We start from the raw sequence: 13,922 nt of genomic DNA, 5'->3' as shown, positions 1-13,922 counted from the left end.
ATTCGATGATCAGCACCTGGCGCGTCCAACAAGCTGCAAGAGCCATTCGCGCAGGCGCGGTAATTGCCTATCCGACCGAGGCGGTGTGGGGGTTGGGCTGCGACCCGTGGGATGAGGAAGCGGTCGAGCGGTTGCTGGCGATTAAGTCGCGGCCTGTGGATAAAGGCCTGATTGTGGTGGCAGACAACATTCACCAGTTCGACTTTCTGTTTGAAGACTTCCCCCAGAAATGGATCGACCGCATGGCCAGCACCTGGCCGGGGCCGAACACCTGGCTGGTGCCCCATCAGGGCTTGTTGCCCAAGTGGATCACCGGTGTTCATGACACCGTGGCGCTTCGCGTGAGTGATCACCCACTGGTGCGTGAGCTCTGTGCGTTGGTGGGGCCGATCGTATCGACCTCGGCCAACCCCGCGGGCTTGCCGGCTGCGCGTACTCGGTTAAAAGTTGAGCAGTATTTCCGTGGGCAAATTGATCATGTACTGGGCGGTAACCTGGGCGGGCGTAAAAACCCGAGCCTGATCCGCGACCTGGCCACCGGCAAGGTGGTTCGCCCGTCTTAAAAAGCACTCCCATCCTTGTGGGAGCGAGCCTGCTCGCGAAGGTCCTTAACGATAGCGCGTTCACTGGATAAACGCGGCGCTCTTGAGGCTTTCGCGAGCAGGCTCGCTCCCACGAGGGAGTGATCAATCGAGGTGTTTTTATTAAGGCAACAAAATCGTTGAGCCCGTTGTACGGCGTGCCGATAACTCGGTCTGTGCCCTGGCCGCATCACTCAGCGCAAAACGCTGGCTGATATCAACCTTGATGCTGCCACTGCGAATCATCTCAAACAGCTCATCGGCCATTGTTTGCAGGTTTTCGGCGTTATTGGCGTAAGTGGCCAGTGTCGGCCGGGTGACGTACAGCGAACCTTTCTGCGACAAAATCCCCAGGTTCACCCCCGTCACTGCGCCAGAGGCATTACCAAAGCTGACCATCAGTCCGCGAGGTGCCACGCAGTCCAGCGAGGTTAGCCAGGTGTCTTTGCCTACGCCGTCATACACAACAGGGCACTTCTTGCCGTCGGTCAATTCCAGTACACGCTGGGCCACATCTTCATGGCTGTAGTCGATGGTTTCCCATGCGCCCAGCGCTTTGGCATGTGCAGCTTTTTCGGCTGAACTGACGGTGCCGATCAGCTTCACGCCCAGCGCTTTTGCCCACTGGCAGGCAATCGAACCGACGCCACCGGCGGCGGCATGAAACAAGATAGTTTCGCCACCTTTGAGCTCGTAGGTCTGACGCAGCAAGTACTGCGTAGTCAGGCCTTTCAGCATCACGGCGGCGGCCTGTTCAAACGAAATGTCGTCGGGCAGCTTCACCACGTTCGCGGCGGGCAATACATGCAGCTCGCTGTACGCCCCCAGCGGGCCGGTTCCGTAAGCCACGCGGTCGCCGACCTTAACGGTGTGCACGTCACTGCCCACCGCATCAACGATCCCCGCGCCTTCATTGCCCAGCCCGGATGGCAGTTCAGCCAGTGGGTACAAGCCGCCCCGGTAATAGGTATCGATGAAATTCAGACCGATGGCCTGATTGCGTACCCGCACTTGCTGCGGGCCCGGCTCGGCGGGCTGGTAGTCGACATACTCAAGCACTTCAGGGCCACCGTGGGCCCGAAACTGGATACGTTTAGCCATCTGCATTGTCCTCGCTCATTTCACGAAGCCACCATCCAACGCTTAAGCGTGACCTTCGTCAACAGCGGTGATGCGGGGTGCGGTGTTATGCTAGCGGCCCTTTGCCGCCGGCCCCGCTCAGAACGAAGTGCCGCGTCGCTTTGCCCGATTTAAGGTGATGTCATGACTACTCGCACCGAGGCTGTAAAAGCCTACCTGCTCGACCTTCAAGACCGCATTTGCAACGCACTGCAAACTGAAGACGGCGGCACGCAATTCATTGAAGACGCCTGGCAGCGCCCGGCGGGCGGCGGCGGTCGCACCCGTGTGATCGAAAACGGCCATGTGATTGAAAAAGGCGGGGTTAACTTTTCCCACGTATTTGGCAGCGGCTTGCCGCCATCCGCCAGCGCCCATCGCCCTGAACTCGCGGGCCGTGGGTTTGAAGCCTTGGGTGTGTCGCTGGTGATCCACCCGCACAACCCGCATGTACCCACGTCCCACGCCAACGTGCGTTTTTTCATCGCTGAAAAAGAGGGCGAAGAGCCGGTCTGGTGGTTCGGTGGCGGCTTTGACCTCACGCCTTACTACGGCGTTGAAGAAGACTGCGTGCATTGGCACCGTGTGGCCGAGCAGGCGTGTGCGCCGTTTGGCCCCGACGTGTACCCGCGCTACAAGGCCTGGTGCGACACCTACTTCCACATCAAGCATCGCAATGAGCCGCGCGGCATCGGCGGCCTGTTTTTTGATGACCTGAACGAGTGGGATTTCGACACCTGTTTCGCCTTTATTCGTGCCATTGGCGACGCCTACATCGACGCCTACCTGCCAATCGTCCAGCGTCGCAAAAACGACGAATACACCGCCCAACAGCGTGAATTCCAGGAGTTCCGCCGTGGCCGCTACGTTGAATTCAACCTGGTCTATGACCGTGGCACCCTGTTTGGCCTGCAATCGGGCGGTCGCACCGAGTCGATCCTGATGTCGCTGCCGCCGCAAGTTCGCTGGGGCTACGACTGGAAAGCCGAGCCGGGCAGCCCGGAGGCGCGTCTTACCGACTACTTCTTGCAGGACCGCGACTGGTTAGCCAACGCCTGACATTGCCCGAGGAGTTTGCCTGATGGACCGTTACGTCGTTTTTGGTAACCCGATTGCTCACAGCAAATCCCCGGTACTGCATCGCCTGTTTGCCGAACAAACCGGTCAGGTCATGCAATACGACACCTTGCTCGCGCCACTGGATGATTTTGCTGGCTGCGCGACGGAGTTCTTCCTTCAGGGGCGTGGCGCCAATGTGACGGTGCCCTTCAAAGAAGACGCCTACCGGCTGGCCGATAAACTGACGGCCCGCGCTCACCGTGCAGGTGCCGTCAACACGCTGAGCAAGCAGGCAGATGGCAGCTTGCTGGGGGACAACACCGACGGTGCAGGTCTGGTACGCGACCTCACGGTCAATGCCGGTTTCAGCCTCAAGGGCAAACGCATCCTGGTACTGGGCGCAGGCGGTGCGGTGCGGGGGGCGTTGGAACCCTTGCTGGCCGAGGGGCCGGCTTCTGTGACCATCGCCAATCGCACGGTTGAGAAGGCCGAGTTGCTGGCCGAACTGTTCAGCGACCTGGGCCCGGTAGCGGCCAGCGGTTTTGACTGGTTGCACGAGCCGGTCGACCTGATCATCAACGCCACCTCGGCCAGCTTGAGCGGTGAATTGCCACCCATTGCCAGCAGCCTGATCGAGCCGGGTAAAACCCTGTGCTACGACATGATGTACGGCAAGGAACCCACGCCGTTTTGCGTCTGGGCCGCCGGGCATGGCGCAGGTCAGGTCATGGACGGTCTGGGGATGCTGGCCGAACAGGCGGGCGAAGCGTTCTACCTGTGGCGCGGTGTGCGCCCTGATACGGCTCCGGCGTTGGCCGAGTTGCGCAGGTTGCTGGCGCTGTAAAGCAAGCGCTCAGCCCATCCCTTCGTGAGAGGGTTGGGCTGAGGGCCGACCTTAGGCCTCAAACAGAATCGGGCATTTATCCGCACCTTCCAGTTTTTTCAATTCCTCCACCACCTGCGCCCGCGCCCGGCGCAAGGTCAAACTGCGCCCCAGGCCCTGTAACCTGCGAGCCTCCTGATGCAACATTTCAACCCCTGAATAATCGATAAAGTTGATGTGCTGCGCCTCGATCACCACCCGCCGGCCCTGGGTGCGCTGCAAACGCACTTGCAGGTAATGGGCGGCGCCGAAAAAGATCGAACCGCCAACCCGCAACACCTCTTCGTCGCCCTCGCGCCATTGTTGAATGCGCGGGCGCGAGGTGCGCTTGAGATAGAAAAACAGCGAGGCCAGCACCCCGGCGTAAATTGCTGTTTGCAACTCCAGCAACAGGGTTGCGACGCAGGTCAGCGCCATCACTGCGAACTCGGCGCGGCTTACCCGCCACAGCGCCCGAATACCTCGCGTGTCTACCAGCCCCCAGCAAATCAGCAAAATACTCCCTGCCATCGCCGGGATCGGAATGTGCGCAATCAGCTTGGACCCGGTCACGGCGAACAACGCCACCCACAGCGCTGAAAACACCCCGGCCAGCGGTGAACGGGCTCCTCCTTCGTAGCTCAACCCCGAGCGTGTAAAGGAACCCGACGACAAATACCCCGAGAACAGCGAGCCCACCACGTTGGAAAGGCCTTGTGCGCGCACTTCCTGATTGGCATCGAGCATCTGCTGCGAACGTGTTGCTAACGAGCGGGCAATCGACAAGCTGGTCACCAACCCCAGCATGCCCACCGCCACGGCGCCCGGCAGCAAGCGCAAGAAGGTGTCCACATCCAGGGGGAGCGGGCTGAAGGGCGGCAAGCGGCCCACAAACGATTGCACCCGCTCGACATGCCCGAACACCTGCGGCAACAGCCACACTGCAAGGCTGGCGAGCACCAGGGTGATCAGCAATGTGGGCCAGCGTGGTAGCCAGTGTTTGAGCGCGATACCCAGTGCCAAGGTGCCCGCCCCCAGCCCCAGTGAGGCGGGATCGAATTGGCGAACATGGGCAAGCAGCGTCAACAGGCTGTCCAGAGCGGTAGCCCTGCTCGGTAAGTCCAGGCCCATTAGGTTCGGTAACTGGCCCAGCCCAATCACCACGGCCGCGCCCAGGGTGAAACCGAGCACCACCGAATGCGAGACAAAATTGGCGAGCGCGCCAAACTTCAGCACCCCCAATAGCCACTGAAACACCCCGGCCAGAAACGTCAGCAGCAGGACCAGGCCGATGTAATCCTGAGTGCCGGGCACCGCCAGCGGGCTGACGCTGGCAAACAGCACGATGGAAATTGCCGCCGTAGGGCCGCAAATCAAATGCCACGACGAACCCCACAAGCAAGCGATGATCACCGGCACGATGGCCGCATACAGCCCGTACTCGGGCGGTAAGCCGGCGATCAGGGCGTAGGCGATGGACTGCGGCAACGCCAGAATTGCACCACTGAGCCCCACCACTGCATCGCGGCTGACGCTGGCGCGGGTTTGCTTGGGCAGCCAGCTTAAGAAGGGCAATAAGTGTGTGAGTTTGGGCCAGGCCATGTAGGACTCTTCAGATATCGGTCTTGGGCAGAGTGTCGTTTAACCCTGCCGGGTTCAAGCTGCCGGGTTGTGGATAACGTGCCGTGCGCTCCAGGTCGTCGAGGTCGATGTGGTTGCGCATATATTGCTGGCTGGCGTCGACCCACGGTTGATGATCCCAACTGGTGAGCTTGCCTGTGGCCAGCGCTTGTGTGACCAGTCGTCTGCGACGCTGGCTGGCAAGCACTTGCTGGTGAATCAGGGGGATGTCCCATTTGGCCCGTGCCTGGGCCAAAAATGCGCTGAACAGCGCCTGATGCCCGGGTGACTGACTGAGTTCTTGCTGTTCACGCGGGTCGTTGTGCAGGTCATACAGCAGGCAAGGATCGTCTTCACTGTAGATAAATTTGTAGGCCCCACGGCGGATCATCATCAACGGGCTGATGGTCCCTTCGGCCATGTACTCGCCAAACACTTCGTCATGCCCGCCTTCGCCGCGCAGATGAGGCACCAGCGAACGACCGTCCAGCGCCAGATTGTCCTCCAGCGTGCCACCCGCCAGTTCGACAAAGGTGGGCAGCAGGTCGGCGGTCGATACGGCGGCGCCAATGCGCGCCGCATCAAATTGCCCCGGTGCGTACACCACCAGCGGCACCCGTGCGGCCATCTCGAACCAGTGCATTTTGTACCAAAGCCCGCGCTCGCCCAGCATGTCGCCGTGATCGCCGGAAAACACGATCACCGTGTCATCTGCCAGCCCGGTGTCTTCAAGGGTTTGCAGCAGTCGACCGATGTTGTGGTCGATGTAGCTGCACGCGCCGAAATACGCGCGGCGGGCGTCGCGAATCTTATCCACAGGCAGCGGCTTGTCCCAGAGATCGTAGGCTTTGAGCAGGCGTTGCGAGTGCGGGTCGAGGCTGGCTTGTGGCGGGGTTTCGGGTAGCGGAATCTCTTCGTCGCAGTACATATCCCAGAACGGTTTGGGGATGGTGTACGGGTCGTGTGGATGGGTCATGGACACGGTCAGGCAAAATGGTTGATCGCCGTCCTGACGTATGTGATCGAACAGGTATTGCTGCGCCTTGAACACCACTTCTTCATCGAAATCCAGCTGATTGGTGCGCACACACGGCCCGGCTTGCAGCACCGAGGCCATGTTGTGGTACCAGCTGGGCCGCGCATCCGGCTCATCCCAATTGACCGACCAGCCATAGTCGGCGGGGTAAATATCACTGGTCAGGCGCTCCTCATAGCCATGCAATTGATCGGGCCCGCAAAAGTGCATCTTGCCCGCCAGTGCCGTGCGATAACCCAAACGGCGCAGGTAGTGTGCATAGGTCGGCACATCCGCGGGCAAGTCCGCCGCGTTGTCGTAGGCGCCGATTTTGCTCGGGAGCTGGCCGCTGACTAGGGTGAAGCGCGACGGCGCGCACAGCGGGCTGTTGCAGTACGCCGCGTCGAACACCACGCCTTGAGCCGCCAAACGGCTCAGGTGCGGGAGTTTGATCGGGGACGGGCCGTAAATCGGCAACAACGGGGCGGCCATTTGGTCTGCCATGATGAACAGGATATTTTTGCGCGACATAAGGGGGCGGCCTTTCAATAATTTATGCGAAAGTGCTGACAAGCAGCATGAAGGCCACGTTTGTCGTGGTAAAACCCATGCACCGCAATAACTCGGATAAGCACAGCTAATGTATGAAGCGCTGGGTAATGTGTCCCTCGACCTGCTGCGCACTTTTGAGGCGGCAGCCCGACATCGCAGTTTTACCGCCGCGGCACAGGAACTGGGTACTACCCAGCCAGCCATCAGCCAGCAACTCAAACGGCTGGAACAGCGCTTGGGTGTTCGCTTGTTTGATCGAATCTATCGCGGCATTGCCCTGACCGAGACGGGCCTTGGCCTGTTCTTGCATGTTCAGGCGGGTTTGCAACAAATCGACGCAGGTTTGCAGGCGTTACGTGAACAACCTGCCCGTGAAGTGCTGCAAGTCGCCACCGACTTTGCCTTTGCGGCGTATTGGTTGATGCCGCGTCTGCCGCGTTTTCACGGGCTTTACCCACACATTGATGTAAGTCTGATTACCCGCGAGCGTAGTCATGACGCCCTGCATGGCGATATCGACGTGGCAGTAGTGTTTGGCCAGGGGCGATTTGCTCAGGGTGAGTCCCAGTGGTTGTTCAACGAAGAAGTATTCCCGGTGTGCAGCCCGCACTTGCTGTCCGGCCAGGCGCTGCCGCTAGCGGCTCAGGCCCTGGGCGATTTCCCCTTGCTGCAATTGCGCGGTGAACATGCTCGCCAGTGGTTCGACTGGTATCGGCTATTTGACGCCCTCCAGCTTGGGCAGGCGCCTGCGCCGGGCCAGCTACGGTTCGACAACTACACGCTGCTGATTCAGGCCGCCATCGCCGGGCAAGGCATGGCCATTGGGTGGAAGCACCTTGTGGATAACTTGCTGGAGCAGGGTGTGCTGTGCCGCCCGTTTGCCGAGTCGGCTCAATCGGAATTTGGCTATTACGCGGTGATGCCTGCCCGAAAACGGCGTGGCAGGCTGGTCCAGGTCTTTGTCGACTGGATGCTGGCGGAGCAGAATGCGGGTGCAAGCCAGTGACCCAATTAAATGCATCCTTTAACACGAGGCCCCCTATGCAACGAATTAAGGGCTACCACGCCCACGTCTACTTCGACGCCTCGACCATCGATCAGGCGCGAGCTTTATGCGAAGAGGCCAGGCAACTGTTTGGCGTCACCATGGGCCGCGTCCACCAACGCCCGGTCGGCCCGCATCCGGACTGGAGCTGCCAGCTGGCGTTCGGCCCGGAGCTCATCGGCATCGTCCTGCCGTGGCTGGCGCTCAACCGCAACGGACTGGTGGTGTTCTTGCACCCTGATACCGGCAATGACCTGCGCGACCACACCGACCATGCGATCTGGATGGGCGCGATTCGGCCGCTGGATTTGTCTGTGTTTTAAACGGGGGCGCGCAGTTCAGCGCCCGGTTTAACCCTCTCCTACATACTATTTTTAGTTACGGAAATATCCGACATTAAGTACGGCGGCTTCGCTGTGGTCATATTTTGGTACAAGGCCTAAAGTTTTCAGGGCGATAAGATTTTTAATATTGAATCTTGGATGGTGTATGGAAATAACACGTCCAAAACCATGTTTCGCGCTGTGCTCTGGAGATTAAATGTTTCTGGTGGCTGTATTTAATCCTCCTGTGGATAAGGCGATACATCAGTAATATTGGAGGCTGGTAGTGCGTAGATATCTTCTAGGTGGGCTTATATCACTGGTGTTTGCTTGGGGCTCAATGCCCACCCATGCAGCTTGCACGTTTGTTAATAAAAAAACGAATATCAGTGTTTTTTCCTTTGATGTTTCGGATGAGGATTGTGAGCTTATTGATTTTAACCGTGAAACCGTGGTTACTCTTCGAGTTGAGTATCCGTCCATGAAGTTGGTTGACTATAAAAATAAATCTAACAATGTAATGGTATTAGTTCTATTTCCTATATCCGTTCCTCCGTTTGATATAAATCGAGTCACCCGAACATTAAAAACCATTGCGTCTTTTGATGGGGTTGAACTGTTAGAGGGTAGTGAGAAGATGTATAGAGTCGCGGGCCGTGATGGAAGCAATGCTTACATACATGAGTGGGACCTTATTTATGTGGGAAAAAGAGCGTACAAAAATATTTTTGGGGTTGACTATTTGTTTAATCGTGAGATTTCCGACCTTAAAGATGTCGATAATTTTGTGTTGAGTTTTCTGGATCGTTTTTTAATTAATTAAGGAGGCGCCAATATGGTGCAAATACCTCTGACACCCGCGGATATCAAATACCTGGAACGTAGACTCGCCGTGAAAGACTACCCGGGAGGATACCAGTACTTATATAATGTTGCTCAAAAAGCCATTGCCAACCACGCCGATGGCGAAGTGAGAGACCAGATGTTGATGACGGCTAACTGGCTTATGGCTGCAAAATCTATCAATAATATTGATGGGAGCTTTGTAAGCGAACTGGTTTCCAATTCCATGCGATATGCAGTTGAGCGCTCCGGAAGGAAATTCACTTCGCGTATGTATAAAAATGCTTCTGACAGATTAGCTCACCAAGTTATTGCGGATTTTATTTATGCTAAAGGTATTTTGCCAATTAAAGAGGTGATCAAAAGAGACGTACAAGCCGCAGTTGAAGGCTTGGGCTTGGAACCATGGCAATGGGCCGGGACGCTCGGTGATGAGTTTCCTGTGTGGGGCGGTGGACTAGGGCATAATTACGTTGAGATTCCGGGCCGTAACTTTTTAGAGCAAATGGAAAATTATGCCACGGTATTTATACAAAATGCCGCTGCTATTGGGATGATTTTCGAAAAGTATTTTGGCAATGCCTCAATGATTATACCTATTGTAATAAAGATAGTATTTGAAGATTTATTAGTAAAAGGTGTAGACGTTGATATTTCACTGCCTGTAGTTCCTGGTGGCGGTATAAGTAACGGTACGGCTGGTAGTCTTGACAGTGGCGGAAGTGGGTGGGCAGGTGGCGCTACTTCTGCATCGAACGGCTACAGCACAGGCGGAGGGGTACCTGTGACAAATATCGAAAGGCCAGTTGCTAATGTTGATATTTCCTTGGAAAGTGTTGGAGGTCTCAACTATATAACGCCAGAACAAATTGCAAGAATGAAATGCGCCTTAGAAAACAAAGTAGACCCTTTGATTTTGGATCTGGGTGGGGCCGGAGTAAAACTCACCAACCCTCATACCTCTCCTGTTCATTTCGACATGAACAACGATGGCGAGAAGCTGCAAACGGGGTGGAGCAGTACTGACGAGGGTATGGTTGTTTTGGGACCTTGATGGCAACGGAAAAATTGATAATGTCTCGGAGTTGATGTCAGAGTATTTTGGTGCCGAACAAGGAAGCCGTGATTCTCCGAGTAAAAAAACCTTTGATAATGCATTTGATGCACTGCGCAGCCTGGATAGCAACAAAGACCTTAAGTTTGATAACCAGGATGAACGCTGGGGGGATGTGAGGGTTTGGGTTGATGCCAATCATGATGGCCAAAGCAGCATTGAGTCGACTAGTACAAGCGAGTTACATTCGCTGGACGAGTTAAGTATTTCACAGATTGATCTGAACTATACAAGGCCATTAGCAGATGCTCGAAATGGTAATGATATTGTAGGTGTCAGTGGTTTTACTCAAAAGGGTGAAATTAAAGAAGCAGTGGCCGTTAATTTTTCGACGATAACTCCCGATGAGCCATCGGCAGAGACATTGAAAAGTTAAGTTGATATAAATATCCGTTGAAAGAAAGAATTATTTTTCTATCGATTGATTTTTATCTAGGTTCTAATGTTAATTTCGATGTATGAAATAGAGTGTTTGTAGTCTTAAATTTTCGATAACTGTCATCGGGTAACATTATCAGGTGTTCTTTGTGAATCTCTGTTTGTTCGTATTGGTGCTTGTAGATTGCGGGCGCGAATACGAGATAAGTCTCTGGGACCACTTCAATCAATGGGGTTCCCCCCCTGCTGCAAATTCGTCGGTACTTTCTTCCTGAGGCGCTACTGATCGACGTCTAAATCAGTCTATTTTTTGATCACTGCGCTTCTGCGAGCTTTTTTTGGATTTTTTTTTCAGCGCTCGAAAACCCCGTTTTCTTTTGCCGTCGCCCCCCCCTGACAGCCCCACCCCACAACGGCTGAACGTTGATCATGGCCATGTGTCATACCCAGTCATGAGCTAACGTATGAGACGTGTAGCCGTGGGCAGCGATTAGTGCTGAAAGGCCATCCATGTTTAACTTGAATGCTCGTTCAACTTAAACCGGTGGTCCGCTGCCCGCTCACAACAGGAGGCTAACCCTTGCCGAATCCGCTCTTTTTGATCCCGTTTTATCTCTATAAGGTGCACATCCAATGAGTGTACCGATCACGCCTGAAACGTCTTCGATCCGCATGAACCCACCGGTATTTTACTTTGCCGCCGTGTTTATCCTGATCTTTGGCCTGGTGGTTATCTCCATGCCGCAAGCCGCCGGGGAATGGCTGCTGGCAGCACAAAACTGGGCGGCCAATACGGTCGGCTGGTACTACATGTTAGCGATGACCCTGTATCTGATCTTCGTGGTCGTCACCGCCTTGTCCGGCTACGGCAAGATTAAGCTCGGTGCCGACCACGACGAACCCGAGTTCAGTTACCTGTCCTGGGCGGGCATGCTGTTCGCCGCCGGGATCAGCATCACGCTATTTTTCTTTTGTGTGTCCGAACCCCTGACCCATATGCTCGCCCCGCCTCAAGGCCCGGCCGGCACGTCAGAGGCTGCGCGCCAAGGCATGCAGTTGCTGTTCCTGCACTGGGGCCTGCATGGCTGGGGCGTGTTCGCCTTTGTAGGCATGGCGCTGGCCTACTTCGCCTACCGCCACAACTTACCGCTGGCGCTGCGCTCGGCGCTGTACCCGCTGATCGGCAAGCGCATCAACGGGCCTATCGGCTATGCGGTGGATGGCTTTGGCATCATCGCCACCGTATTTGGTCTGGGCGCCGACATGGGCTTTGGGGTGCTTCACCTCAATTCCGGGCTCGATTACCTGTTCGGCCTGCCTCACACCCAATGGGTACAAGTAGGGCTGATCACGCTGATGATGGGCGCAGCCATTTTGGTGGCCATTGCGGGCGTGGACAAAGGCGTGCGGGTGATGTCCGACATCAACATGCTGCTGGCGTGCGCGCTGCTGCTGTTTGTGCTGTTCGCAGGCCCCACCCAGCATTTGCTCAACACCCTGGTGCAAAACATCGGTGACTATCTGGGCGCGTTGCCGACCAAGAGTTTCGACGTGTACGCCTATGACAAACCAAGCGACTGGCTGGGCGGCTGGACCGTGTTCTATTGGGCCTGGTGGATCGCATGGTCGCCGTTTGTGGGCCTGTTTATTGCGCGTATTTCCCGTGGTCGCACCATCCGCGAATTCGTGTTTGGCGTACTGCTGATTCCACTGGGCTTCACCCTGGCGTGGATGTCGATTTTCGGCAACAGCGCCATTGATCAGGTGCTCAACCACGGCATGGTTGCCCTCGGCCAGTCGGCTATCGACGACCCGTCGCGCACGCTGTACCTGCTGCTGGAGACCTACCCGTGGAGCCGGACCGTGATTGCGGTGACGGTGTTTATCAGCTTTGTGTTCTTCGTGACCTCGGCCGACTCCGGCACCGTGGTGCTGTCCACCCTCTCGGCGCGCGGCAATAACGCTGACGAAGATGGTCCTAAATGGTTGCGGGTGTTCTGGGGTGCGATGACCGCGCTGGTCACCAGTGCGCTGTTGTTCTCGGGCAGTATCGATGCGCTCAAGTCAGCGGTGGTGCTCACGTCGCTGCCGTTCTCGCTGATTTTGCTGCTGATGATGTGGGGCCTGCACAAGGCGTTCTACCTTGAGTCGCAGAAGCAAATCGCGCAGATGCACTCCCTGGCGCCGGTTTCGCACTCGCGTCGCGGTGGTTGGCGTCAGCGCCTGAGTCAGGCCGTGCACTTCCCGTCCCGTGACGAGGTGTATCGCTTTATGGATACCACCGTGCGCCCGGCGATTGAAGAAGTGAGCGCGGTGTTCCTGGAAAAAGGCCTGAATGTCGTCACCCAGCCCGACCCGGCCAACGACAACGTAAGCCTGGAAATCGGCCATGGCGATGAACATCCGTTCATCTACCAGGTGCAGATGCGCGGCTACTTCACGCCGTCCTTTGCCCGTGGTGGTTTTGGCAAAAAAGAGCAACTGCGCAATCGTCGTTACTACCGCGCTGAAGTGCATTTGGCCGAAGGCAGTCAGGATTACGACCTGACGGGCTACACCAAAGAGCAAATCATCAACGACATCCTCGATCAGTACGAACGCCATATGCAGTTTTTGCATTTGGTGCGCTGACAGCCAGGGCCCGCCTGCAATGGGCGGGCCCTGCCCTTGGGTCCACGAAAAAGTGCAGTTTGCACTCGAAAAAACCGAAGGTGTGTGTGGGAGCGATCCTGCTCGCGAATGGCCTTCGCGAGCAGGCTCGCTCCCACAGCTAAGGTCGGTATTTACAGACCCTTCGCGCACTTGTGTGGGATCGGGCTTTCACGCTCTGCACCCCATTGTGATGCCCCAGGCGGGCTGCCTATAGTCCGCCCCGTCGCTGAAAAATCAGCGATCAGGCGTGCAAGCCTGATTATTGGATTTCAACTTTTCATATCGCTTGGTAGGCTCTGCGCCTGCAATCGGCGTTATGGCGGTTGTGCGCGGGAGATCTTCGGGTCTGCCGGGTCCCAATAACCGGTCTTGCACACCCGCGCACAACTGCCACCTTCTTTCTGCGTGCAAGCTGATCGGAGTGGCTCCTCAAATTATTGGAGTTCAACCATGACGCATTACATCCCCAAACCGACAACCCCGTCGGTTCAACCGTTTTGTTAATCGACTCCCTCGCCTCTGTACCTGCCCTGCTGGCCTGTGCCGAGCAGCGCATTCAGGCGGCCAAGAATTTGTTGCGCTGTTTATCGCTGATGAGCGGCCACAGCCATGACCCCCATGATTTAAGCGCGGTGTGCGAGGCGTCGTCTTTGTTGTTGCAGCAAGGCTGTGATGTGTTGGGGGTGCTGGCGCTGCGCGATGCCTGATTGCACGTACCAACTGCCCACAAAAAACCCCGAAGGGCTCACACCTTTCGGG

The 13,922-nt window shown here is 56.5% G+C and carries 13 protein-coding genes; 10 read left to right on the top strand and 3 right to left on the bottom strand.

Annotated features, from left to right (window positions below; all coding sequences use genetic code 11):
- Nucleotides 1–5: 5 nt before the first annotated feature.
- The gene (gene tsaC, locus TU76_RS20905; protein ID WP_048352447.1) at nt 6–563 is read left to right on the top strand and encodes an L-threonylcarbamoyladenylate synthase type 1 TsaC; all 558 of its coding nucleotides are present in this window, start codon (nt 6–8) and stop codon (nt 561–563) included.
- 141 nt (nt 564–704) lie between these two features.
- On the opposite strand, the gene TU76_RS20900 is transcribed toward tsaC, so the two are convergent.
- Entirely contained in the window at nt 705–1,682 is a 978-nt protein-coding gene (locus tag TU76_RS20900) for an NADPH:quinone reductase (RefSeq protein WP_019828624.1), read from the bottom strand.
- Between the two features lie 162 nt (nt 1,683–1,844).
- On the opposite strand from TU76_RS20900, the gene hemF reads away from it, so the two are divergent.
- Nucleotides 1,845–2,759 carry an oxygen-dependent coproporphyrinogen oxidase gene (gene hemF, locus TU76_RS20895; protein ID WP_019828623.1) on the top strand — a complete coding sequence of 305 codons (915 nt, stop codon included), beginning with the start codon at nt 1,845–1,847 and terminating at the stop codon, nt 2,757–2,759.
- A gap of 22 nt (nt 2,760–2,781) precedes the next feature.
- On the top strand, nt 2,782–3,603 hold the full coding sequence (gene aroE, locus TU76_RS20890; RefSeq protein ID WP_019828620.1) for a shikimate dehydrogenase: 822 nt from the start codon (nt 2,782–2,784) through the stop codon (nt 3,601–3,603).
- Between the two features lie 51 nt (nt 3,604–3,654).
- Here the strand turns inward: aroE and TU76_RS20885 are convergent, their stop codons facing one another.
- On the bottom strand, nt 3,655–5,223 hold the full coding sequence (locus TU76_RS20885; RefSeq protein WP_048352446.1) for a SulP family inorganic anion transporter: 1,569 nt from the start codon (nt 5,221–5,223) through the stop codon (nt 3,655–3,657).
- Nucleotides 5,224–5,233: 10 nt separating this feature from the next.
- The gene (gene betC / locus TU76_RS20880; RefSeq protein ID WP_048352445.1) at nt 5,234–6,787 is read right to left on the bottom strand and encodes a choline-sulfatase; all 1,554 of its coding nucleotides are present in this window, start codon (nt 6,785–6,787) and stop codon (nt 5,234–5,236) included.
- Between the two features lie 109 nt (nt 6,788–6,896).
- On the opposite strand from betC, the gene TU76_RS20875 reads away from it, so the two are divergent.
- From TU76_RS20875 to TU76_RS20850, 7 genes are all read left to right on the top strand, one after another.
- On the top strand, nt 6,897–7,814 hold the full coding sequence (locus TU76_RS20875; RefSeq protein ID WP_046809513.1) for a choline sulfate utilization transcriptional regulator: 918 nt from the start codon (nt 6,897–6,899) through the stop codon (nt 7,812–7,814).
- A 35-nt stretch (nt 7,815–7,849) separates the two neighbouring features.
- On the top strand, nt 7,850–8,176 hold the full coding sequence (locus TU76_RS20870) for a DOPA 4,5-dioxygenase family protein (protein ID WP_019828610.1): 327 nt from the start codon (nt 7,850–7,852) through the stop codon (nt 8,174–8,176).
- Nucleotides 8,177–8,462: 286 nt separating this feature from the next.
- Complete coding sequence (locus TU76_RS20865) at nt 8,463–8,999, top strand: hypothetical protein (protein WP_048352444.1); 537 nt, start codon at nt 8,463–8,465, stop codon at nt 8,997–8,999.
- Between the two features lie 12 nt (nt 9,000–9,011).
- Entirely contained in the window at nt 9,012–10,073 is a 1,062-nt protein-coding gene (locus tag TU76_RS20860; RefSeq protein ID WP_231984136.1) for a hypothetical protein, read from the top strand.
- On the top strand, nt 10,057–10,509 hold the full coding sequence (locus tag TU76_RS25680; RefSeq protein ID WP_231984138.1) for a hypothetical protein: 453 nt from the start codon (nt 10,057–10,059) through the stop codon (nt 10,507–10,509). The genes TU76_RS20860 and TU76_RS25680 overlap by 17 nt, the downstream gene beginning before the upstream one ends.
- A 674-nt stretch (nt 10,510–11,183) precedes the next feature.
- Nucleotides 11,184–13,142 (top strand): choline transporter BetT, encoded by a 1,959-nt coding sequence (gene betT / locus TU76_RS20855; protein ID WP_162207969.1) that lies wholly within the window; start codon nt 11,184–11,186, stop codon nt 13,140–13,142.
- A 518-nt stretch (nt 13,143–13,660) separates the two neighbouring features.
- Nucleotides 13,661–13,870: a hypothetical protein gene (locus tag TU76_RS20850; RefSeq protein WP_231984139.1), complete on the top strand. Its 210-nt coding sequence runs from the start codon at nt 13,661–13,663 to the stop codon at nt 13,868–13,870.
- The last annotated feature ends 52 nt before the right edge of the window (nt 13,871–13,922 follow it).

The sequence above is a fragment of the Pseudomonas psychrophila genome, from assembly GCF_001043005.1.
Classification (GTDB): Bacteria; Pseudomonadota; Gammaproteobacteria; order Pseudomonadales; family Pseudomonadaceae; genus Aquipseudomonas; species Aquipseudomonas psychrophila.
Note: the sequence above shows the minus strand (reverse complement) of the source record. Positions and strands in the feature narration are given on the sequence as shown.

What these genes read in the sequence shown, in the direction of transcription:
- betC (WP_048352445.1), bottom strand. Translation starts at nt 6,787, where the DNA reads ATGTCGCGCAAAAATATCCTGTTCATCATGGCAGACCAAATGGCCGCC.
- tsaC (WP_048352447.1), top strand. Translation starts at nt 6, where the DNA reads ATGATCAGCACCTGGCGCGTCCAACAAGCTGCAAGAGCCATTCGCGCA.
- TU76_RS20900 (WP_019828624.1), bottom strand. Translation starts at nt 1,682, where the DNA reads ATGGCTAAACGTATCCAGTTTCGGGCCCACGGTGGCCCTGAAGTGCTT.
- TU76_RS20875 (WP_046809513.1), top strand. Translation starts at nt 6,897, where the DNA reads ATGTATGAAGCGCTGGGTAATGTGTCCCTCGACCTGCTGCGCACTTTT.
- TU76_RS20860 (WP_231984136.1), top strand. Translation starts at nt 9,012, where the DNA reads ATGGTGCAAATACCTCTGACACCCGCGGATATCAAATACCTGGAACGT.
- TU76_RS20870 (WP_019828610.1), top strand. Translation starts at nt 7,850, where the DNA reads ATGCAACGAATTAAGGGCTACCACGCCCACGTCTACTTCGACGCCTCG.
- aroE (WP_019828620.1), top strand. Translation starts at nt 2,782, where the DNA reads ATGGACCGTTACGTCGTTTTTGGTAACCCGATTGCTCACAGCAAATCC.
- betT (WP_162207969.1), top strand. Translation starts at nt 11,184, where the DNA reads ATGAACCCACCGGTATTTTACTTTGCCGCCGTGTTTATCCTGATCTTT.
- hemF (WP_019828623.1), top strand. Translation starts at nt 1,845, where the DNA reads ATGACTACTCGCACCGAGGCTGTAAAAGCCTACCTGCTCGACCTTCAA.
- TU76_RS20885 (WP_048352446.1), bottom strand. Translation starts at nt 5,223, where the DNA reads ATGGCCTGGCCCAAACTCACACACTTATTGCCCTTCTTAAGCTGGCTG.